At 39.5% G+C, this 22618-nt stretch carries 25 protein-coding genes; 3 read left to right on the top strand and 22 right to left on the bottom strand.

Features of this window, described 5'->3' with window-relative positions; genetic code table 11:
• Positions 1–82: 82 nt before the first annotated feature.
• The 4 genes from rpoD to B5473_RS12470 all read right to left on the bottom strand — a co-directional run bounded on the left by rpoD (position 83) and on the right by B5473_RS12470 (position 4844).
• Complete coding sequence (rpoD, locus tag B5473_RS12485; RefSeq protein WP_079525625.1) at positions 83–1210, bottom strand: RNA polymerase sigma factor RpoD; 1128 nt, start codon at positions 1208–1210, stop codon at positions 83–85.
• 30 nt (positions 1211–1240) lie between these two features.
• Positions 1241–3070, bottom strand: coding sequence for a DNA primase (dnaG, locus tag B5473_RS12480; protein ID WP_079525623.1), 1830 nt, complete (start codon positions 3068–3070; stop codon positions 1241–1243).
• Between the two features lie 311 nt (positions 3071–3381).
• On the bottom strand, positions 3382–4197 hold the full coding sequence (locus B5473_RS12475) for a pyruvate, water dikinase regulatory protein (RefSeq protein WP_079525621.1): 816 nt from the start codon (positions 4195–4197) through the stop codon (positions 3382–3384).
• An 8-nt stretch (positions 4198–4205) separates the two neighbouring features.
• Positions 4206–4844 carry a helix-turn-helix transcriptional regulator gene (locus B5473_RS12470; protein ID WP_008403112.1) on the bottom strand — a complete coding sequence of 213 codons (639 nt, stop codon included), beginning with the start codon at positions 4842–4844 and terminating at the stop codon, positions 4206–4208.
• Between the two features lie 369 nt (positions 4845–5213).
• Here B5473_RS12470 and B5473_RS12465 point away from each other — a divergent pair, with 369 nt between their 5' ends.
• The 3 genes from B5473_RS12465 (at position 5214) to B5473_RS12455 (ending at position 8200) form a co-directional block, all read left to right on the top strand.
• Entirely contained in the window at positions 5214–6602 is a 1389-nt protein-coding gene (locus B5473_RS12465; protein WP_079525619.1) for a glycine--tRNA ligase, read from the top strand.
• Positions 6603–6864: 262 nt separating this feature from the next.
• Complete coding sequence (locus tag B5473_RS12460; protein WP_079525617.1) at positions 6865–7329, top strand: hypothetical protein; 465 nt, start codon at positions 6865–6867, stop codon at positions 7327–7329.
• A 64-nt stretch (positions 7330–7393) separates the two neighbouring features.
• A complete protein-coding gene (locus B5473_RS12455) occupies positions 7394–8200 on the top strand; it encodes an EcsC family protein (RefSeq protein WP_079525615.1) in 807 nt (268 codons plus the stop codon).
• Between the two features lie 52 nt (positions 8201–8252).
• Here the strand turns inward: B5473_RS12455 and B5473_RS12450 are convergent, their stop codons facing one another.
• From B5473_RS12450 to rpsU, 18 genes are all read right to left on the bottom strand, one after another.
• A complete protein-coding gene (locus B5473_RS12450; protein WP_139377737.1) occupies positions 8253–9038 on the bottom strand; it encodes an MBL fold metallo-hydrolase in 786 nt (261 codons plus the stop codon).
• Between the two features lie 81 nt (positions 9039–9119).
• On the bottom strand, positions 9120–9893 hold the full coding sequence (gene recO, locus B5473_RS12445; protein WP_079525613.1) for a DNA repair protein RecO: 774 nt from the start codon (positions 9891–9893) through the stop codon (positions 9120–9122).
• A 61-nt stretch (positions 9894–9954) separates the two neighbouring features.
• A complete protein-coding gene (locus B5473_RS12440; RefSeq protein WP_254865306.1) occupies positions 9955–11127 on the bottom strand; it encodes a CapA family protein in 1173 nt (390 codons plus the stop codon).
• 228 nt (positions 11128–11355) lie between these two features.
• The gene (locus tag B5473_RS20490) at positions 11356–11586 is read right to left on the bottom strand and encodes a hypothetical protein (RefSeq protein ID WP_139377736.1); all 231 of its coding nucleotides are present in this window, start codon (positions 11584–11586) and stop codon (positions 11356–11358) included.
• A 44-nt stretch (positions 11587–11630) separates the two neighbouring features.
• Positions 11631–12545, bottom strand: coding sequence for a GTPase Era (era, locus tag B5473_RS12435; RefSeq protein ID WP_079525609.1), 915 nt, complete (start codon positions 12543–12545; stop codon positions 11631–11633).
• Positions 12532–12939, bottom strand: a complete 408-nt coding sequence (locus B5473_RS12430) for a cytidine deaminase (protein WP_079525607.1) — start codon at positions 12937–12939, stop codon at positions 12532–12534. Before B5473_RS12430 ends, era begins: the two co-directional genes overlap by 14 nt.
• Before the next feature lie 25 nt (positions 12940–12964).
• The gene (locus B5473_RS12425; RefSeq protein ID WP_079525605.1) at positions 12965–13315 is read right to left on the bottom strand and encodes a diacylglycerol kinase family protein; all 351 of its coding nucleotides are present in this window, start codon (positions 13313–13315) and stop codon (positions 12965–12967) included.
• Positions 13302–13787: an rRNA maturation RNase YbeY gene (ybeY, locus tag B5473_RS12420; RefSeq protein ID WP_079525603.1), complete on the bottom strand. Its 486-nt coding sequence runs from the start codon at positions 13785–13787 to the stop codon at positions 13302–13304. The genes B5473_RS12425 and ybeY overlap by 14 nt, the downstream gene beginning before the upstream one ends.
• A gap of 14 nt (positions 13788–13801) precedes the next feature.
• Positions 13802–15916 (bottom strand): HD family phosphohydrolase, encoded by a 2115-nt coding sequence (locus B5473_RS12415; protein WP_079525600.1) that lies wholly within the window; start codon positions 15914–15916, stop codon positions 13802–13804.
• A 215-nt stretch (positions 15917–16131) separates the two neighbouring features.
• Positions 16132–16224 carry a PhoH family protein gene (locus tag B5473_RS20805; RefSeq protein WP_139377735.1) on the bottom strand — a complete coding sequence of 31 codons (93 nt, stop codon included), beginning with the start codon at positions 16222–16224 and terminating at the stop codon, positions 16132–16134.
• A gap of 16 nt (positions 16225–16240) precedes the next feature.
• The gene (locus tag B5473_RS12410) at positions 16241–17200 is read right to left on the bottom strand and encodes a PhoH family protein (protein ID WP_008403135.1); all 960 of its coding nucleotides are present in this window, start codon (positions 17198–17200) and stop codon (positions 16241–16243) included.
• Positions 17201–17202: 2 nt separating this feature from the next.
• Entirely contained in the window at positions 17203–18312 is a 1110-nt protein-coding gene (locus B5473_RS12405; protein ID WP_079525598.1) for a sporulation protein YqfD, read from the bottom strand.
• A complete protein-coding gene (locus B5473_RS12400; protein ID WP_008403137.1) occupies positions 18309–18545 on the bottom strand; it encodes a hypothetical protein in 237 nt (78 codons plus the stop codon). Before B5473_RS12400 ends, B5473_RS12405 begins: the two co-directional genes overlap by 4 nt.
• A 55-nt stretch (positions 18546–18600) precedes the next feature.
• Positions 18601–19110: a hypothetical protein gene (locus tag B5473_RS12395; protein ID WP_079525596.1), complete on the bottom strand. Its 510-nt coding sequence runs from the start codon at positions 19108–19110 to the stop codon at positions 18601–18603.
• Between the two features lie 157 nt (positions 19111–19267).
• Positions 19268–19738 (bottom strand): hypothetical protein, encoded by a 471-nt coding sequence (locus tag B5473_RS12390; RefSeq protein WP_079525594.1) that lies wholly within the window; start codon positions 19736–19738, stop codon positions 19268–19270.
• Positions 19739–19761: 23 nt separating this feature from the next.
• A complete protein-coding gene (gene floA / locus B5473_RS12385; RefSeq protein WP_079525592.1) occupies positions 19762–20772 on the bottom strand; it encodes a flotillin-like protein FloA in 1011 nt (336 codons plus the stop codon).
• A gap of 2 nt (positions 20773–20774) precedes the next feature.
• Positions 20775–22103 carry an NfeD family protein gene (locus B5473_RS12380; RefSeq protein ID WP_079525590.1) on the bottom strand — a complete coding sequence of 443 codons (1329 nt, stop codon included), beginning with the start codon at positions 22101–22103 and terminating at the stop codon, positions 20775–20777.
• 312 nt (positions 22104–22415) lie between these two features.
• Complete coding sequence (gene rpsU / locus B5473_RS12375; protein WP_004227078.1) at positions 22416–22589, bottom strand: 30S ribosomal protein S21; 174 nt, start codon at positions 22587–22589, stop codon at positions 22416–22418.
• Positions 22590–22618 lie beyond the last annotated feature (29 nt).

Here is a 22618-nt window from a genome sequence, read left to right as displayed (position 1 = left end):
CTCGGAAAATAGTAATTACCTGCTATAGTTACACAAAAAAAGATGAAGAGTAAAATACTCCTTCATCTTTTCTCTGTTTAGCTTATTCTAAGAAATCTTTTAAGCGTTTTGAGCGAGATGGATGACGCAGTTTACGTAATGCTTTCGCCTCAATTTGACGAATACGTTCACGTGTAACGCCAAACACTTTACCTACTTCTTCCAAAGTGCGCGTACGGCCATCATCTAAACCGAAACGTAAACGCAATACGTTTTCTTCACGGTCTGTTAATGTATCCAGCACGTCTTCTAACTGCTCCTTCAATAACTCATATGCTGCGTGATCAGAAGGAGATTGTGCTTCCGAGTCTTCAATGAAGTCACCTAAATGTGAATCGTCTTCTTCACCAATTGGTGTTTCCAATGATACTGGCTCTTGGGCAATTTTAAGAATTTCACGAACTTTTTCAGGTGTTAAATCCATTTCCTCCCCGATTTCCTCCGGAGAAGGTTCACGGCCTAAATCCTGAAGAAGCTGACGTTGTACACGGATTAATTTGTTGATTGTTTCAACCATGTGTACCGGAATTCGGATTGTACGAGCCTGGTCGGCAATCGCACGTGTAATCGCTTGACGAATCCACCAAGTAGCATAAGTCGAGAACTTGAACCCTTTACGGTGGTCAAATTTTTCAACTGCTTTAATCAGACCCATGTTTCCTTCCTGAATAAGATCCAGGAACAGCATCCCACGGCCTACATAGCGTTTCGCAATCGAAACTACAAGACGTAAATTCGCTTCTGCCAGACGTTTACGTGCTTCTTCATCACCTTGTTCGATACGTTCCGCTAAACGGATTTCCTGATCAGCAGAAAGTAAATCCACACGTCCGATTTCTTTTAAATACATACGTACCGGGTCATTAATTTTAACGCCAGGAGGAACACTTAAATCATTTAAGTCGAAAGCTTCTTCGCTTGATTCTTGCTTAGATAGCGCTTCTTCTTCAAATTCTTCTTTTCCTTCAACTGTTATATCATTTTTTTCGATTTCATCGGCAAAGTTGAAAATCTCTTCATTCTCCAGTTCAAAAAATGCTAATGTTTCAGAGATTTCCTTCATTGACATTTCGCCAACCTGTTTTGCTTTAGCTAAAAGTTGCTTTTTTACCTGCTCTAATGAAACCCCGTTTACTACCGTATCTTTTGAATGTTTTGACTTGTCCGCCATAAACCTTCCTCCTTCTAAAAACAAATCGCGTTAAACGCCCATTTTTATCTTTCTATTTAATGCAATTATCTGTTGGGCAATCTCAAGTGCTCGTCTATGCTCATGCATTTTTTCTGCTTCTTTTTGATCGTGCTTTAATTGTTCAATCTTTAGTTCTAATCGGCGTTTTTCGATTTGCTTTAAACAATCAATTATTTCCGCTTCACCATTATCAGGGTCACGTTCAAGTAACGCAGCATCCATCACGATTTTTCTTAAATCATGATCATCCAACACTTCGACGAATCGATGGAAATCAGCCATTTCATATTCTTCGTAAAAACCAATTAAACGTACAAATACGGATAAATATTCCTCATGGATGAAAGGTTCGTTATTTCCCTCTCTGAGAACTTTATTCACAATATTTACATCATGCAACATATGCGCTAAAAGTATACTTTCCGCACGGTCTGTTGCATCTTTTTTACGCTCCCTTTGGAGAAGAGGCGTTGGTTCTTCCACCATTTTTTGATCGCGTTTCTGCTCTTTTACATTATCCGCGACCATTTTTCTTAATTGGGTACTAATCGCCTCTTGGGAAATATTTGTTTCATTTGCCAATTGACGAATGTATAAATCACGTTCAGTTGGAGAAGTATTATTTTTTAATGTTTCCAGAACTTCTTGAATGTATTGAAGTGTGTCATTTTCAAATTGAAAATTTTTGCCGCGTTTCGCATGCATCATCATAAATGCAATATAAGCGTGCGGCTTTTCTATTATTTGATTTTTAAATGCCTCTTGTCCGTGTGTACGAATGTATTCGTCCGGATCAAGTTTATCTGGTAAAACAGCGACCTCAACTTTAATCTGTTCTTGATGAAGCATTTGTGCAGCACGCTTGGCGGCCTCAAAACCAGCATTATCACCATCATAGCAAATCGTAATTTGCTGAACTAAGCGTTTGAGCTTTGTAATATGCTGGGGCGTAAGAGACGTACCCATCGTTGCTACAGCATTGTATATACCTGCTTGGTTTGCTGCTAAAACATCAATAAAGCCTTCCATTAAAATTACTTGTCTTGATTTACGGATAGATGCCCGCGCCTTATCCAAATTATAAAGTACTTGACTTTTATGGAAGATCGGCGTTTCAGGACTATTTAAGTACTTAGCATCTTCGCCATCGGAATTTAAAATCCTGCCTGAAAAAGCAATCGTTTTTCCATTTTCATCTCGGATCGGAAACATAATCCGTCCTCGGAAACGGTCAAAGTAGCTGTCTTCACTTTCTTTACGAATGATCAGACCGCTTTCGGCCATTTCTTCAAGATCATATCCTTTGCGCTCCAGTAAGATTGACAGCGTGTCCCAATTCGGCAACGCCCATCCTATCTGATGTGTTTCGATTTGCTCACGTGTAAATCCTCTTTCAAGCAAATAATTTAATGCAGGTTCGCCATCTTCTGTATTCATTAAAATATGATGATAAAACTCCACTGCAAACGTATGAGCCTCTCGCATTTGCTGCTCTTTTTTTGAAATGGGCGAATTCGACATCGATTGCTCAGTCGACAATTCCATTTCAAGCGGGATTCCCGCACGTTGACTTAGTTTAATGAGTGCATCCGGAAACGACAGATGTTCCATATCCATTACAAAAGTAATGGCGTTTCCTCCTGCCCCACAGCCAAAACAGTGAAATATCTGTTTATCGCTGGATACTGAAAAAGAGGGTGTTTGCTCACCATGGAATGGACATAATCCAAAATAGTTGCGCCCTCTTTTCGTTAACTGCATATAATCGCTAATGACATCGACTATATCGGACTGCGAGCGAATTTGTTCAATCACATGTTCGGGTATTTTTCCAGCCACATTATCACCATCTACAGTATTCGAGATAAATTACAAATATCCTCTAAAATACGACAAAATTTCTTATACAAATTTGTAATTACCCTATAATAATTATTTTTACCACAATTTTATTATTATAAAACAAAAAGACTATAGTTGCTATATAATTTCAAAAAAATAATCAGAATATAACTAAAAATGTCGAAATTCAGCGATATATGCAAGATTATTCTGTAACAAAAGTATCGTTCACTTAGTTTCTTAAAAATCTTAAATATTATTCCACCAAAAAAACCTCCTCTTCCTTTTTGAAGAGGCGGCTATGGTTGCTATCTACAATCAAGCTCTAGCATATCAATAATTTTGTGCGCTGTTTCTTCGACAGCACGATTTGTAACATCTATCGTTCGACAACCTATTTTATCAACAATACTATAAAAATAGCTAATTTCCTGCTCAATTCTAGTATGTTGTGCATAAAATGCATTTTCCGTTAAACCCAATGTTATTAAACGCTCTTTTCGAATATTGTTGAGCTTTTCCGGTGTAATGACCAATCCAAAACATTTTTTCGGATCGATTTGCATTAATTCCACTGGGGGTTCCACTTCCGGAACGAGCGGCACATTCGCCACTTTATACCGTTTATGAGCTAAATATTGCGATAATGGGGTTTTAGACGTTCTTGATACACCGACTAAAACAATGTCGGCCAGCAAAATACCGCGCGGGTCCTGCCCGTCATCATATTTAACAGCAAATTCGATCGCTTCAATTTTTTTGAAATAATCATCATCCAATTGATGGACAAGCCCCGGCTTTTGCAACGGCATTTCATCAAATGAAGTTTCGATCAAGTCAAGCATCGATCCCAATAAGTCGATTGCATGAACCTTATATTCACTTGCGATTTTTTGAAGTGCTTGTCTCATCTGCTTTTCAACAAGTGTAAAGACAATCGTTGCCTCATTTGCGATAGCAATTTGGACAATTTTCTCCAACACATCCACATTGGCAATATGCGGAAACTTTCGAATCCTTACTTTTTCGAAATTTGGCCGAAACTGGCTTACTACCGCTTTCACAGCCGCTTCTCCAGTTTCACCGACCGAATCTGACACAACAAATATAGTCAATTTTTTCATGAGATCACCTATAAATCATGCGTTTCTGCTAACGAAATAAACGCACGTGTAATATTCGTCTTCGTTAACCGTCCGGTAATGACCAATCCCCGCTCTGTTTCTTCAACAACCGGCATTGAATCGATCTCTCGTTCTATTAACTTTTTGGCCGCCACGATTAATGAATCCGAATTAACACAATAGGCAATATTCGGCATTCTCGTCATAATTATATGCACAGGCATCTTATTTAAATCCTGTGTTCCTATACTCGAACGCAGTAAATCTTTTCGAGACAGCACACCTTGTAATATTTCATCTTTATCAATAACGAAAAGTGTTCCGACATCCTCGGAAAACATATGGATAATCGCATCATAGACTGTCATATCATCCGGAACGACTACCGGGATCGACTGAAAATCCTTTACTTTTAAATTCAGCATTGATTCCGTAAAGGCAGCCGTTGTTTTTTTACCTGCATAGAAGTAGCCGACACGTGGGCGCGCATCTAAAAATCCAGCCATTGTTAGTATAGCTAGATCAGGTCTCAATGTAGCGCGCGTTAATCCAAGGCGCTCAGCGATATGTTCGCCCGTAATAGGGCCATTTTCTTTTACAATTTGCAAGATTACATCTTGACGTTTATTGAGTTCGATTGGACTCACCCGCTTCAAATAATGTTATACTTTATCCTTAATTATTATATACTATTCCCTTCTATATTGCGAAGAAAACAAACCCATGCTACAATATTAGCGAACAACTCACTTGTTGTTTTGATTATTAATATGTAAGCGATGAAGGGATTAATAAGTATCAATTCTAACATAAGCGAGTAGGGATAGTGCAAGCCTACAATGAATTGAGAAACGGCGCCCCTGAGCTATTTTTATAAAAGAGGTTTTTATTTATTTAAAAACAAGCGGGGTGGAACCGCGGGTACATCGTCTTGATGCACTCGTCCCCGGGCAGAGCTTTTGTGCCCGGAGACGGGTGCTTTTATTTTTTTCATTAACGAACAGGAGGTTTTTTTCATGGCAGAAAAATCAATGGAGACAATTGTATCATTAGCAAAACACCGCGGATTCGTATTTCCTGGATCTGATATTTACGGTGGTTTAGCAAACACTTGGGATTACGGTCCACTTGGTGTAGAACTTAAAAACAACGTAAAAAAAGCTTGGTGGCTGAAATTCGTTCAGGAATCTGAACACAACGTAGGTTTGGATGCTGCGATTTTAATGAATCCAAAAGCATGGGTTGCATCTGGTCACGTAGGTAACTTTAATGACCCGATGATCGACTGTAAATCATGTAAAGCGCGTCACCGTGCAGATAAATTGATTGAAGATGCTTCTTTAACAAAAACAGGCAAAGAAATTATCGTTGACGGTATGACTTTCGATCAAATGAAAGAAAAAATGGAAGAGCTTGAAGTAGCTTGTCCAGACTGCGGAAAAATCGATTTCACAGATATCCGCCAGTTCAACTTAATGTTCAAAACGCACCAAGGTGTAACTGAATCTTCATCAAATGAAATTTACCTGCGCCCAGAAACTGCACAAGGTATTTTCGTAAACTTTAAAAATGTTCAGCGTTCAATGCGTAAAAAGACACCATTCGGTATCGCACAGATCGGTAAATCTTTCCGTAACGAAATCACACCTGGTAACTTTACATTCCGTACACGTGAATTCGAACAAATGGAACTAGAATTCTTCTGTAAACCAGGTGAAGACCTTGAGTGGCACTCATACTGGAAAGAGTTCTGCAAAAACTGGCTTCTTGCATTAGGTATGAAAGAAGATTCAATGCGTTTACGCGACCATGAAGATGATGAGCTTTCACACTATTCAAATGCGACAACGGATATCGAATTCCGCTTCCCATTCGGCTGGGGCGAACTATGGGGTATCGCAGACCGTACAGATTATGACTTAAAGCAGCATATGGAACATTCAGGTGAAGATTTCACTTACATCGATCCTGTCTCAAATGAGCGCTATGTACCATACTGCATCGAGCCATCATTAGGTGCAGACCGTGTAACATTGGCATTCTTATGCGATGCTTATGAAGAAGAGCAATTAGAAGGCGACGATACTCGTACAGTATTACGCTTCCACCCTGCTCTAGCTCCATTCAAAGCAGCTGTATTGCCACTATCTAAAAAATTATCAGAAGAAGCTGGCGACGTATGGGCTGATTTACGTAAAGCATTCCCGGTTGATTACGATGAGTCACAATCTATCGGTAAACGTTACCGCCGCCAGGACGAAATCGGTACACCATTCTGTATCACGTACGATTTCGATTCAAAAGAAGACGGTCAAGTAACAGTACGTCACCGTGATTCAATGGAACAGATCCGTATGCCAATCGCGGAAGTAAAAGCTTACATCGAGAAGCATTTACAATTCTAAAATCTGTAAGACACTTTCTGTTCGATTTGAGCAGAAAGTGTTTTTTCTTTTTACAGGATGAAATATAAAATCTTATCTACAGTTATTTATCCGCTAGCCCCCTCTCTCAAGCATTGAATAATCCAAAGATTCATTCACTAAAGTTTACGCACCTTTTTTCACATTACCTTGTATTAAAAAAAGCCCTATAATTTTTAGATTATTCAAATAATTAAATTAAAATAAGTTATAATCAAAGATAGTAATAGATGGAGGGGATTTTATGTTTTTTCAGGTAAAGGACAAAACCGAAACACCTTTAGACACATTTGATAAAATTTCACATCTTGTAAAAGCTATACTTCAATTTGAATGCCCGGAACACCGCGCACAACACCACATCCTCTACACGGCGAATATGAAACTTGAAACTTACCGTGAAGCACAGTTATTTTACAGAAAGTTTGACGATCCGAGCAACGCGCTTGGTCGTTTAAGCCGTGAAGCTTATGAGCTGGCAAATAAAAAATACAATCAATTGTTTACAATCATCCGTGGCTATATGCATTTAAGCGACGATAATAAACGTAGCCATTTTAATCATCACTTCCGCTTTTCCAAAGAAAAAATAGAGAATATGTTCACTCTTTTTGAACACATGCACCATCATCAATACTTAAAGCTTGAAGAAGAGTTTTATGAACGGTTAAAAGAAGATATCATCCCATTACTGACACAATTCGAGTGACTTGCTGAAACCTTTTCCGTTATGAAACGTAAAATAAGGAGCTTGTCCATTGGGAGGATGATTTATGGAAACTCAACAGCAGCTAGAAAATCATTTATTAACAATCCAGCTTTGGGAAAAAGATCAAAGCGGTTTATGGTTTTGGGAAAAAATCGGCCGCATCCCTTTTAAAATACTCGATAAATTAACACCGAAATTCATTCAAGAGAAAATTTCCGTCTTGATCGACGAATTGGTAAGCTATGTCCAAACAGGCGGAAAATATTTAGTAAGCGAAAAATCGATGATGCGTCATATTCAAAAGCATACGCTGCATTCAGTTTCCACCTTGGAGGATATTGGACAAATGCCGATTGAAGATATGGTGGAACTGAGTGAAAAACTACAGAAAAACCGTGCAAAGGTTGCAACCGTACAAGGGGCATCTACCGGCTTTGGCGGTGTTTTTACATTGGCACTCGATATCCCCGTCATTCTAGGAATTGCGCTAAAAACATTGCAGGAAATCGCAATGATCCATGGCTATGATCCAAATGAAAAAGTCGAGCGTATATTCATCGTAAAATGTCTGCAGTTTGCTTCTTCAGATGTTGTCGGCAAAGAAGCGATATTAAATGAACTGGCACAACATTATGAAAAGCCGAACGCTGCAGAAAATATGGTGTCCCAGTTACAGGGCTGGCAGGAAGTCTTCTTTACGTACCGCGATAACTTCGGTATGAAAAAGCTCTTTCAAATGATTCCTGTAGCAGGTATGATTTTCGGTGCCTTTATTAATAAATCGATGATTGAAGATATTGCCGAGGCAGGTATGATGCTATATCGCAAGCGAAGAGTGCTGGAACGGATGAATGAACTAGCAAACAGCTAAATGCACAAAAATAGCCCAGGATTTTAGTATTACCTAAATCCTGCGGCTATTTTTATTTGTGTACGGCTTTTTTATTTAATTCGTGCATTTCTTGTAAACCTTTATAAAACGGATAAAGCTTTCGCAATTGTGATTCGTCAATACTATCGTTCGCTAAATTATTTAAATATAATAATGACTCGTCAATTCGTTTTTGAATTTCATCGAGGTTATTCGTCGTTGTCCCATGTCCTGGCACCATAACTTCAATTTCTTTATCCGATATAATCGTTTGCACTTTTTGGATCGTTGCAAAATATGCTTCATAATCCTCAATAAAAGGAAACTCAACATTCGATAAATAATCCCCCGCCAGTAAAATACCGAACGGCTCCACCACTGTAAATAACCCATCTCCCGTATGCCCTGGCGATAAGTAAAAGCTACACGTTATATCCTGCAGCTCAAGTGTTTGGCCATCTTCTTTAATAATAATGTCTATGTGAGGATAAATAATAGGATAACCTCTTTCAATATAGTACTGAGCATCAAACTGACGGATTTGCTCCAATACCTCTTCTTTATTTATTCGCTTAACAAAAGCTTCACTGGCAATTGTTGTAGCATTCGGAAAAGCACCTGCAGCAATAATATGATCATAATCACTATGTGTATAAATAATATATAATCTCCGATCTTCAATAATCGACTCGATATAGCCTTTTATTTCAGCAATTTCGTTCGGCAGCCAGTTAGGGTCGGTTACGATTAAGGCCTCTTTTGTTTTGATTACCGCTGATGTTGTTTGATACAACACACTTTGAAAAACGGTCAGTTGCTCATTTTCAAATTGGCGCACTATTTCCCCTCCTCAATAAAAGAAAGCGAGTCTGCGCGATTCTACGCAATTTCAACTCGCTTTATTTCCTAGGCAATAATTTTATTCTTCTTCCTTCTTTTCACGCTGCAGTAACGGTGTACGCTCCAGCTGTTCGATGAAGTTGCGTGATTTCAGACGGATCCCTGTTTGCTCTTCATAAATTGTCGTCACAATCTTTTTAATAAATTGCTTCGTTTGCGGTTTTAATTCCAGCTTGCCGACCTGCTCAATCGGCACCGTATAAAACATGCGAATCAGCTTGAGCTGCGTTGGTGACAACCGAATAATATACGGGTCCAAATGGAAGCATCGATGACATATAAATCCGCCTTGTGTAAATGAAAATGCAAATTCCCCATCAACAGCCCCACACCCTGCACATGCATGCAAAATCGGCTGGATACCTGCAAACGGGAGCATTTTCCAATCCACAAACAATGTAATTGCTTCAGGGTCATACCCTTCTTCAATTGCATTCAATGCCTGAATTAATATATCAAAAGCATATGGTTCCGGTCTGCCTTCTTCAACAAGGCGATCCACAATTTCCACGATGTAGCTTGCATAAGCAGTCGCCATAATATCTGTTTGAATATGACGCATCGAATTGAAATGTTCCCCTTGCTGCAATGTACCCATACCCGATGTTCGCTGGACTAAAAACGAGCCATGCATAAATGTTTGTGTTACACCTGCTAAACGACTCGTCGGTTTTTTCGCTCCACGTGCCATACACGCGACTTTACCGGCTTCACGTGTCATAAGTGTCACGATTTTATTGGATTCACCATAAGCACGCGCCTTTAAAACGATGCCTTCCCATTTATGTAGCATCTGTTGCACATCCTCCTATTTCTTTCGTAACTCTATTATACCGCACTATTGCTAGAAAAGTTTAATAAACGGTTACAGATTGTCCCATGATTTTCTTTACCCATTGCAGATTTTTTACAGAGCGCTGTTCCACATCTTTTAATGGATAGACCCGATAAATCCCGTCTGCATCTTTTAATACAGAAATGGCATAAAGCTCAGGTTCATCTATAGTAATCCGGTCGCCTTCCTTTGTAATTTCAAGGCTCGCAATTCCGCCAATCATCGTATTCGGTACCGTTATAATTGTCGATAAGAAATTACCGAGCGAATAAAAAATATGCGTCTCCTGACCCTGTTCATTGATCAGTTTGTCATATGGCTGCAGTACATGCGGATGGGTCCCGAAAATAATATCGACTCCCGCTTTATTTAGTATATCAACATAATGTTTTTGATTATCATTCGCTTCATAAACATATTCAGATCCCCAATGCATCGAAACAGCTACTACATCGACCGATTGTTTTAATTCCTCGACATCCGCTTTTATTTTCGCTTCCTCGATATAATTAATAATAAACGGTGATTCCTTTGGTAAATAAAGTCCATTCGTACCATACGTATAGGCAAGCAGTCCAATTTTTATCGATCCGATTTCCATAATGCGTTGTGCAGACTTGTCCTCTTCATTTTTATAAGCTCCCACATATGGCATGTGATAGTCTTCCAGATTATTAAAAACCGTACGCATACCATTTTCTCCTTGATCGACTATATGGTTATTGGCAATCGTCACCAAATCAACGCCTGCATGCTGGATATCCCGAATAATATGGGGTGGACTCGAAAATAGCGGATAGCCGCTTAATGGATACTCGTTGCCGACAGGCGGAGATTCCTGATTGGCGATCAGAAAGTCATAGCTTTGCATCTTCGGCATCACCGCTGCAAAAGATGAAGTATAATCATCATATTTCGCAAGTCTTAAATGCAGCAAAATATCCCCCGTCATTGCTAAACGAATTGATTCTTTAGTGATTTGTTGTTTTGGTTCACTAATCGGTTCGTTTTTTTCATTTATATCATTCTCTATTTTTATTTGTGATGGGTTTGGCTCTTCGTTATTCATTTGACCTTCTGCAACCAAAATTGTTTGATTCCGGTCGACGGTCGCAATGACAATAAATAATAAAGCGAGCGATATCGCCCAAAGTGCCAGTAAAAATTTATTTAAATTATTCAATATGTTCACCTTCTAACTCCTGTTAAATATTCCCTTACTAAATGGTAGCAGAACCTTGGCCATAATCAAGAATAAAATCATTTTCGTCCTGAGAGGCGGGATTTATTCGCCAGGTTTTGGGGAAATGTAGAACATTTTGAGGGGAAAGTAGAAAGTTTTAGGCCGAATACGAACATTTTTAATGAAATGTGGAACAAAGCTGTTGTAATGTAGAACCTATTTATTTTATTCGCCAATTTAGGTGAGTATGTAGAAAGTTTCGTCGGAAAAGTAGAATACTTCCAGATGAATGTAGAACTTTTCATCGATAATGTGGAACAAAGCTGCGAAAATGTAGAATCCATTCACTTTATTCGCCAATTCATCAGAGTATTCAGAACGTTTTGAGGGCAAAGTAGAAAGTTTTGGCCCGAATGTAGAACTTTTCACCGTCAATGAGAACAAAACGCCTGAAAAGTAGAATTCCATATAAAAACACACCGATTTTTCATCGGTGTGTCTGCTGCTATCTATTAATATTCGTCTTCTCTAAATCCGAAATCGCGTAAATGTGTTTGCTTGTTACGCCAATCTTTTTGAACTTTTACCCAAAGTTCTAAGTATACTTTTGAACCTAATAGCATTTCAATATCCTGGCGGGCACGAGAGCCGACTTCTTTTAAAAGGGCGCCGCGTTTACCGATAACAATTCCTTTTTGTGAATCGCGTTCTACCATGATAGTCGCCTGAACATGAATCATGTTCTCTTTTTCTTCATGTGGCTTAATTCGCTCAATAACAACCGCAATGGAATGAGGAATTTCTTCACGTGTTAAGTGCAATACTTTTTCACGGATTAATTCAGAAATAATGAAGCGTTCCGGGTGGTCCGTTACTTGATCTGCCGGGTAATATTGAGGCCCCTCAGGTAAATACTTTTCGATTGTTGTTAATAAGTTTTCTACGTTGTTGCCTTGTAATGCTGAAATTGGAATAATTTCCGCAAAGTCGAACTTATCTTTATACGAATCAATGATCTTTACCAGTTCATCCGGATGTACTAAATCGATTTTATTAATGATTAAAAATACCGGTGTTTGATTACCTTGCAACAACTCGATGATGAATTCGTCACCTTTGCCGATCGCTTGTTCAGCGTTAACCATAAACATGATTACATCGACTTCGCGCAATGCGTTGCGTGAAGTTTTCAGCATAAATTCGCCTAATTTATGTTTCGGCTTATGAATACCCGGTGTATCGATGAAAATCGTTTGAGAGTTTGGTTGTGTTAAAACACCTTGTACTTTATTACGTGTCGTTTGTGGTTTGTCAGACATAATCGCAATTTTCTGACCGATCACTCGGTTTAAAAATGTTGATTTGCCCACATTAGGACGACCTACAATCGAGACGAAGCCCGATTTGTATCCTTTATTTTCCTGCATTTTTCATATCCTCCGTATTAAATGCACCCGGGATCAGCTCACCTACTGTTGTTTGTTGAACGTCACCATTCATATTTGTTAAGTAGACGGGCATATCCGGAGCACAAAATTCACTCATTACTTGTCGACAAGCTCCGCATGGGGAACATGGACCCGGTGTGTCTGCTACGACCGCCAGCGCTTTAAACTTCATATTGCCTTCTGACACTGCTTTGAAAAACGCCGTACGTTCAGCGCAGTTTGTCATGCTGTAACCTGCATTCTCGATATTGCAGCCATTGTACACTGTACCATCCTCAGCTAATAAAGCCGCACCTACTTTAAATTTCGAATAAGGTACATAAGCAAATTCACGTGCAATTTTAGATTGTTCCATTAATTGTTCCATGTTCATCTTTGGTTCCCCCAAAACATTATTTTTAAAACCATTTTGGTAAAAATATGAGTAGTCCGATTATAACACTTGCGAGCGCAAAAACAAGTACGGCACCTGCCGCAACATCCTTAGCCTGCTTGGCGAGCGGATGAATTTCCGGTGATGCCAAATCCACTACACGCTCGATTGCCGTGTTGATCAGCTCGGTTCCTATGACAAAAGCTATGACTAAAATGATGATACACCATTCGACGATCGATAGCCCCGTCAAGAAGCCTGCCATAATGACAACGATGGCACTCACTAAGTGAAATCTGAAATTTTGTTCATGTACAGCCGTAACGATTCCTTCCATTGCATAACGAAAAGAACGAAAAAATTTACGGACGTTCATTCATATCACGACCTAGGCCGTATGACTGTAAAATCTCATCTTGTTTCCCGAACATCACTTTTTCATCTTCCGGTGTCATATGATCATAGCCTAGCAAGTGCAAAAACCCATGGACAGCCAAGAAGCCAAGCTCACGTTCAAACGTATGGCCATATTCAGCTGCCTGTTCACGTGTACGGTCTGTCGAGATGATAATATCTCCTAAAACGCGCGGAATCCCTTCACCGATAATTTGCAGTTCCCCTTCACCCATTTCTTCCAATGCAAAAGAAATAACATCAGTAGGCTGGTCCTTATCACGGTATTCACGGTTAATTTCATGGATCGCTTCATTAGTCACAAACGTAACTGACACTTCCGAGCCATCCTCGATACCTTCCTGCTCCGCTGCATGCTGGAGTAATTTTTCCACTAATTCTAAGTGGGATTGTTGCACTTCATTTGTTTCATCTAAAAAATCAATTAATAACATGTTGTTCCCTCCTACTATTCCTTTGGATATTCAATACGCGAGTGGAACGTTCCATTCAATGTTTCACATAATACGTCTTCTATCTTTTTCAGTTCTTTTAGCGAAATATCACATTCATCAAACTGGTCATCCTGTACACGATCCTGGATAATCGATTGTACAAGCTTCTGTATTTTCTCTGCATTTGGCTGCTGCATCGAACGGACTGCCGCTTCCACACTGTCCGCAATACTGATTATCGCGGCCTCTTTCGTCTGTGGCTTTGGACCCGGGTATCTGAATATACTTTCGTCCAATTCTTTCCCTTCTTCCTTAGCCTTAAACAAAAAGTATTTCAATGTGCTTGTCCCGTGATGCTGTAGACAAATATCTATGATTTCCTGAGGCATTTTATGCTTTCGCAAGAGCTCTGCCCCATCTGTAGTATGCGCAATAATTATTTCCGCACTACTTTCGGGTGCCATCGTATCATGAGGATTTGTCCCCATTTGGTTTTCAATGAAAAATAAAGGTCTTCGTGTTTTCCCTACATCATGATAATAGCAACCGACTCTTGCCAGCAAGCCATCAGCACCGATTGCTTCACATGCCGCTTCAGCCAGATTCGCAACCATTATACTATGGTGATACGTACCAGGTGTTTCCGTCAAAATTTTCTTTAACAGCGGGTGATTCGGATTCGATAATTCAATTAGACGCACAACTGATAAAAGGCCGAAAGCCGATTCGAAATACGGTAGAAGCCCCATCATTAAAGCACCGGATAATAATCCCGAAATAATGGCTGCAGCAACGTAAAATGCAACTTCCTTCATTCCGTAACCTGACTGTCCCATTAGTATATAAAATGCGATAAATACAATGTTGACAAGCGTTACGATACCAACCGCCTGCAAAATGTCTGTCCGTTTTTCCAGGCTGCGCATGAAGATAATTGATGCGAACCCCCCAAATAAAATGTAAAGCGCTGTATCCATCTGTAAAATACCTGATAATCCTTCATGAAAGATGATCCCTGCAGATGCAGCCGTAATGATTGTCACAATACTTGCAGTGCGGTCATTAGCCAACACGCGGACAAGCATTGTCGCTAACGCTGACGGGAAAATAAAGGCAATCATCAGATCGAAATTCGTAGAAATGAGCGCGATCAGTTTCATCATAATTAACGCAATTGCATAAACGATGATCGTAACGAGCAGTTCATTACGTTTTGAAGCAATGTCTTTTTCCGACCGATCAAACAGGACGAAAAGGAAAGACATTTGCAGTAATATCATAATAATCAGCCCGGCAATCGGTTTAATCGATTCCTCACTGTCCAGCATCCCTAACAATTCAAGCTGGCGGTAAATTTCGCGTGTAATGACTTCGCCTTCCTGGACAATAATCTGTCCTTGCAAAATACGTGTCGGCTCAACCGCTTCCTTTGCCTGCTGTTTGGCAATCTCCGTTTTTTCATCATCGAGTACTTCAGTTTCAACGATCGCTGCACGACCAATAACGATTGCCAAACTCATTAACCCTTCAGAAATTGAAGGCTGCTGACGAATCTTACTTTCCAGTTCATTTCGGTATGGCAGCAAGCTATCTTTACGAAGCGGATAATTTAAGTTCACTTCGACCAATGTCGCTAATGCATCACGTGTAGATTCAAGATTTGCTTGTGATGCACTCAATACATTAAGCAACTGTGCATCTGATAAAATCAGGTTTTGCTGGTTCTCAAAAATATCTTTTAACGCTGAACGCAGCATTTTTATTTGTTCAGCCTGAGGTATTTCTTCCTCTGCCTTTGCAATATCTTTCTTCACTTCTAATGCAATATCAAAAATGGTTGTCACAAAAGTTGCACGCTGACTTGGTACCTCATCTTTATATATGTATACAGGATCTACGGCTTTCTCCGCATTTCCCCTTTCTATTTCTGTCTTTACCGTATCTTCCACTGTCTTAGATGAACGAATGGTTTCCGGTGATAATTCAGTTAGCTGGATATCATATGTAACGCCACGAACATTATCAATCATCAGGAAAAACTGCAGAAGTGCAGTAGCCGCGAGTACGATGATTAACAGTGCGCGAAAGCTGATTAGTTGGATGAGCTTGTTAAATCTTTCTATGATCATGCACCTCCCTTTGTTTCTATGTTCATTTTATCAAATTTATATGTTTGGTGTTATGAAAAGTACGTATGTTTTTCAAATAAATGTCTTTCTACCGATTAACGATGACATCAATTCCTCCTTTTAGTTTATATACGTAAATTTTTCCAATAAGTTTCATGCTATTATTCCCAATAAAAAAACTTTCAACCTTACAATAAAAGTTGAAAGTTTCTATTTTATAATTCCTGCTCTGTGTAAGCCTGGATGACTCTCGCTACTAATGGGTGACGGACTACATCACCTTGTGCCTGACGCTTCGCTTTCGGCACAGAGGATTACTACCCTTTATAATTCCTGCTCCGTGTAAGCCTGTATTACTCTCGCTACTAATGGGTGACGGACTACATCGCCTTGCTCAAGTATTTGGAAGTGGATGTCTTTTACATAGCGTAATGTACGCTCTGCAATAATTAGACCGGATTCCGTGTTTTTAGGTAAATCAATCTGTGTTTTATCGCCTGTAATGACCATTTTCGAGCCAAAACCTAAACGCGTTAAAAACATTTTCATTTGCTGATGTGTTGTATTTTGAGCTTCGTCTAAAATGACGAACGCATCATCCAATGTACGGCCACGCATATATGCTAACGGCGCGATTTCAATCGTCCCACGCTCAATTAGGCGCTGCGTCTGTTCCTGTCCATAAATATCATGTAAGGCGTCATAAAGCGGACGTAAATACGGATCGACTTTTTCCTTCAAATCCCCCGGTAAAAATCCTAATGACTCTCCCGCTTCAACGGCAGGACGTGTTAAGATTATACGTTTTACATGACCATTTTTTAATGCCTGTGTGGCCATCACAACCGCTAAATACGTTTTACCGGTTCCGGCTGGTCCAATTCCGAAAATCAGGTCTTTATGACGGATTGCACGGATGTATTCGCGCTGTCCGATAGTTTTTGCACGTATCGGCTTGCCTTTTGTATTACGCGCAATTTCTTCATCATATAACTCCGCATAATATTCAATTGTGCCTTTACTGGCCATTTCAATTGCTGTTGATACATCACGCTGATCGATATTAATATTTTTTCGAATAACTTTCAATAACGCTTCCAAAACTGCATATGCTTGATTTTTCTTTTCTAAATCATCGCCTGCAATTTGTATGACTTCCCCACGCGTAATAATTTGTACGCTATAAGTTTCTTCAATCAATGTTATATTTGCATCTGACATTCCTAAAAGCATTACAGCTTCATTCGGATTGTCGATTTGGAGCTCAACATATTTTTCTGACATACTCATTCTCCTTGGTGAATTGGATGTGGTTGTGCGATATTTTCATTAATTAAATACAAGACTTTCCCCTTAACTGTATCATCATCACTGTTGACGTGCAAAAGTTTTTCTGCTTTTATAGCGGTTTCAAGCGGTAATGAAGAAATCATCTTTTCATGCAATAATGGCAAGATAATTGTTTCTACATCCTTTTCACTTATCTTTTCCTTTTTTTTATGAAACATTCGATAAGGCTTATACGTCACAACAGACTTCAACGGTTCAATAGACATCTGTTCGATCGCTGTCCCGATTTTCTCCCAGTTCACGTCATACTTCCAGCCATGGTCATCCAATACTTCAATTTCGATTGTTTTAGGAACGGTAAACGATGTTTCAAGCCAGTAATCAACAAACACTTCGCCTTCAGCACCAATAACGATTTCTTTTTCACCATGCTGCAGCACACCTGAAACGAGAATATCGCCCTTGTGTACTGTCATATTTTGTTCAACTTGACGAACACCGCGTTCAATTTGGAAATGAGTGACGACCCCGCTGTTGTTCGCAACTAAATGCTGGTTCTTGTTCACTTTTGGAACCGGCTCAATCTTTGGCGCCAATTGCGGATTAATCGTAATTTTACTTCCATTTTTCATAATATGTACCCATGAAAACTCCCGAAACTCCTTCATCATCGTCTGTCGGATTTCATTATCGGATAAAAACGTTTTTTTCGGTACAGGAAACTTCACACCCATTTCCTTTTGCAAATAGAGTGCCACTTCATCTTCCAGTTCGATCGTGGCGGCATCAACTTCGACTTGCCATACAAACCGGGATAGTATAATCGGCAGGATGATTAACATGATGATACCAATATACGTAACCATATCTTTTTGCAGAATTCTTTCCGGCTCGCTGTAACGGATTGTAATTTTTACTTTCGCTTTTTTTCTTAGTTTGCGCAGTAAAGACAAATTACTATGCGCTACTTGGAAAGTTATTTCGCTCTGTTTAAAAGTTAAATGAAAAACTCGGATTTTATGCTCTTTCAGCAGCATAATAAAAGTGCTTGCTTCTTTAGATTGCTTTAGTTTAATCGTTATTAGCTTTTTATAGGATTTACTCATTTTGCATTCCGCTCAATCGTAAGCTTCTGCAGGTTTTTGCATTGAATTAAAAAACCTTCTTCGAATAAATGCTGGACTTCCACTTCCCCCGCATGAACGTACATCGTAAAATCTTTCGTCGTACAGTTATACTCGGTCGGGGTTACATCACCTATCGTATAGGAACCATCATAGCGGATATCCATAAAAGAGGTGATTTGCAATTTATTGTTTTTAGGAAATAAATTTTTCAATAAAAGCCTCCTTTTTACGTCACTATATGCTTAGAAAAAAGAAGGCATGTATAGATTATTTAATTGGTATTTCCCAGTTCGCAAAGTCGCCTAAAGCATCACCGGAACTTTCGCTTTTCGGCTCCTTAAATGCAGCAGGAACTTTTAAATTCAGAGATTTATTTTCATCGTATACATTCTGAGGAATTAAATAAGTCACTTTAAAAGTCGTTTCCATTTGAGGGTTCACCATAATTTGTTCGTTCTCAACAGAAGACGACAGCTGCTCTATATCTTCCTGCTCTGGTGTTTGAATTGTAAAATCTGGCGTGTAGTAAACGATTTGGCTGTATTCATTTTCAATATTGCCGTTAATTTCAAGCATTAATTCTCCTGGCTCTGCGGAAACCTTTTGAATTTTATAGTCAAGCTTTAAAGTGACACCTTCCATATAATGTGTCAATGACTCCTCGCTCTCGTATACAGTTGCGGTTTCATTTGCCTCCGAAGTTGATTCTTCCACTTCCTTACCGCATGCAGCCAGTACTAAAATAAGCATAAAAAATAACATCCATCTTTTTTTCATGTCTGTTTCCCCCTCTCATAATAGATATACCCGTTTCCGCAAAGATTTAGTTAAAAAAATACCCATCGAATAAATCCGTTATTCCTACTACTTTATTTTATATCCTATGTAAAAAAACTACCTATTCCCACATTACGTTGAAATAGGTAGTCTCGTATTATTTTCTTCTTGCCTTAGGTGGGCCCAGAACTTCTGTCATAATAATGGCCTGCATTAAATCGCGTTTGTTCGATGGAACGACCTGGAAGGCTTCTGCTTCTTTTTTGGCCATTGCAACAATTGGACGCTCCTTTAAAGAACGAGCATTATTGATCTTGTCAGTTACTGGTTCCACTATAGAGCGAGCAGCTTCAACAGGTTTTTCAACTTGTTTAGGAAGCTCTCGTTCTACTTTTTGACTGAATGGTTTTGCTTTTTCATTCAGCTGGCCGAATACTTCATTCGCAAAGTCCTCCAATGATTTTGGTCGTCTTTGCTCTGTTCGGCGCTCAACTTCCTGTTTTCGAGGAGCAGGTTGACTGCTAAATGGCGGCATCTGTTTTGATTCTTTTTTTTGCTGTTGTTCTTTACCTTTACCGAATAAAGAACTGACAATAAAGACAATCACCATAATGATAAGTCCTTCCATTTAGTGCTCACTCCTTTCCTCGATTATTTGTTTTTCGGATCTTTGTTGTTGTCGTCATTCGAAACTTTTGAGATCGAATCACGCATTGATGTATCCGCCTGAATATTTTTGTAGTTCATGTAATCCATAATACCGAAGTTGCCAGAACGTAGCGCTTCTGCAAGAGCCATTGGAACTTCTGCCTCTGCTTCTACTACTTTCGCTTTCATTTCCTGAACTTTTGCAATCATCTCTTGCTCGCTTGCTACGGCCATTGCACGACGCTCTTCGGCTTTAGCCTGAGCGATGTTTTTATCAGCCTGTGCTTGCTCGATTTGAAGCTCAGCACCGATGTTTTTACCGATATCAACGTCCGCAATATCAATCGATAGAATTTCAAATGCTGTACCAGAGTCTAAACCTTTAGATAAAACCGTTTGAGAAATTAAGTCCGGATTTTCCAGTACTTTTGAATGTGATTCACTAGAACCTAGTGTCGATACGATACCTTCACCTACACGGGCAACGATTGTTTCTTCACCAGCACCACCGACTAAGCGGTCCAGGTTTGCACGTACTGTAATACGCGCTTTCGCTTTTACTTCAATCCCGTTCATCGCAACACCGGCAATAAATGGTGTTTCGATAACTTTCGGGTTAACCGACATTTGTACCGCTTCTAATACGTCACGACCAGCTAAATCGATTGCTGCTGCACGTTCGAATGTTAACTCGATATTTGCTCGGTGTGCCGCGATTAATGCGTTGACAACGCGGTCTACGTTACCACCTGCTAAATAGTGTGATTCCAATTGGTTAATTGATACTTCTAAACCGGCTTTATGAGCCTTAATTAACGGATTCACGATACGTGACGGAATTACTCGACGTAAACGCATTCCGACTAATGTGAAAATACTTACTCTTACACCTGCTGCTAGTGCACTAATCCATAGTGCAACCGGAACAAATGTGAAAAATACTGCCAGGATAATAAATGCAATGACTAATCCGACAATTAATGTAATTGTTCCTGCATCTGCCAACATATTCATACTTATTCTCCACCTCTTCCAATAAATTCTCTTACGACAATACGAGAGCCTTCTACTTTGACTACTTCAACTGTTTTACCAGCATCAATATAGCCGCCTTGTGTTACAACATCCAGACGGTCCTGATCAACAATAACAGTCCCCGATGGTCGCAACGGCGTAATAGCCTGCCCTGTTTTGCCTATTAATTCAATTCGGTTTTTGTTTGAAACATAGCCTTCTTCCGTCGTCGTTGCATCTCTCAGCACGAGACGGTTGAACATATGCAACTTTTTCCCGAAGAATTTCATAAGTATCACCATTCCTATACCCGCAATTATCATTGCAATTAAAATCGAATAAGCCATATGAACAAAGCTTTCCCCTGCAAAAAGCAAACTTCCAATCATTAATGCTCCGCCGATAATACCTATTATGCCACCTGGTACAAATAGCTCGGCAATGAGTAAAATAAGTCCGATTACAAAAATGATGACTGTTTCATATCCGGCAAAACCTGCAATCGTATGTCCAAAGAAGAACATACCTAACGAAGCAAGCCCCATTGTCCCTGCAACACCAAAGCCTGGTGAATACAGCTCAACAACCAATCCGATACTTGCAATCGACAGTAAAATCGGAACGATAATCGGATTTGTAATAAATCGCGCCAGCTTTTCAGCAAATGTTTGCTCAATTTTTACTACATCACTGCCGTCAAGGTTGGTAATTTTCAGCAGTTCCGTTATCGAAGCAACAGTGCCTTCCGAGTACTTAACTTTTTCCGCATCTTTCGCAGTTAGTGTTAGGAGCTTTCCTTTCGGGGCTCTTAGCTCAGGCAGATCATAATCGTTTCTGACCATTGCCCGCGCATACTTAGAATTCCTGCCGGAGTTTTCTGCTGCAGATGTCATTTTAGCAAGCCAGTCACTTTCCGCCTTTTCTCCTGCTGTGTTACCGGAAGAATCGATGACCGCCGCAGCACCCATTGTTGCATTCGGTGTCATATAAATTTCATCTGCATGTAAAGCGATGTATGCACCAGCAGACAGCGCATCCGAATTGATGAATGCAATAATCGGTATATCAATCTCATCCATCAGCTTGCCGATTTCCGAAGCAGCAGTAACAAATCCGCCCGGTGTATGCATATTTAAAATAATCGCTTCTGCATTATTGCTTTTCGCTTCATCGAATCCACGCTTTAGATGCTCCACCAAACCTTTTTCAATTTCATTATTGATGGATATTTCATACACTTTACCATCTGCAAATGCCGTTAAAGAAGGAAACATTAATACGAATGACATGACCATCAGAAAAATCCAACTAATCCCTTTCGTTCGTCTCAATTTTATCACCCCTTTAGCTAAGTTATGTACAGTTAATTCTACGGATGAGATGAAGAAAAGTTTCAAATTTTTTTAAAAACCTTTAAAAACTTACTTCACTATTATTTGCTAACATATACCAAGTATACGGTACTAGTTGCAGATTATTAAAACTTTCTCGAAAACGCTTTCTTTTACTTCTCTATTATGGTTGATTTTGAGAATAAATACAAATACCCCGCAGTTATATAAATAACAGCGGGGTATATCATTTGTCTGCTCAGTTAAATCTGAAAATTGCGTGTTATGAACGTAGGGTTTTTACAGGGAAAATTACCACTTACGTTTACGTGCAGCTTCTGATTTCTTTTTACGTTTAACGCTAGGTTTTTCGTAGAACTCGCGCTTTCTAACTTCCTGAATTGTACCTGATTTTGATACAGTACGTTTGAAGCGACGAAGAGCATCTTCAAGCGATTCGTTTTTGCGAACGACAGTTTTTGACATCTCTCTTTCCCTCCCTCCGAACACACGTC

Source organism: Solibacillus isronensis, assembly GCF_900168685.1.
In the GTDB taxonomy this organism is placed as follows: domain Bacteria; phylum Bacillota; class Bacilli; order Bacillales_A; family Planococcaceae; genus Solibacillus; species Solibacillus isronensis_A.
Note: the sequence above shows the minus strand (reverse complement) of the source record. Positions and strands in the feature narration are given on the sequence as shown.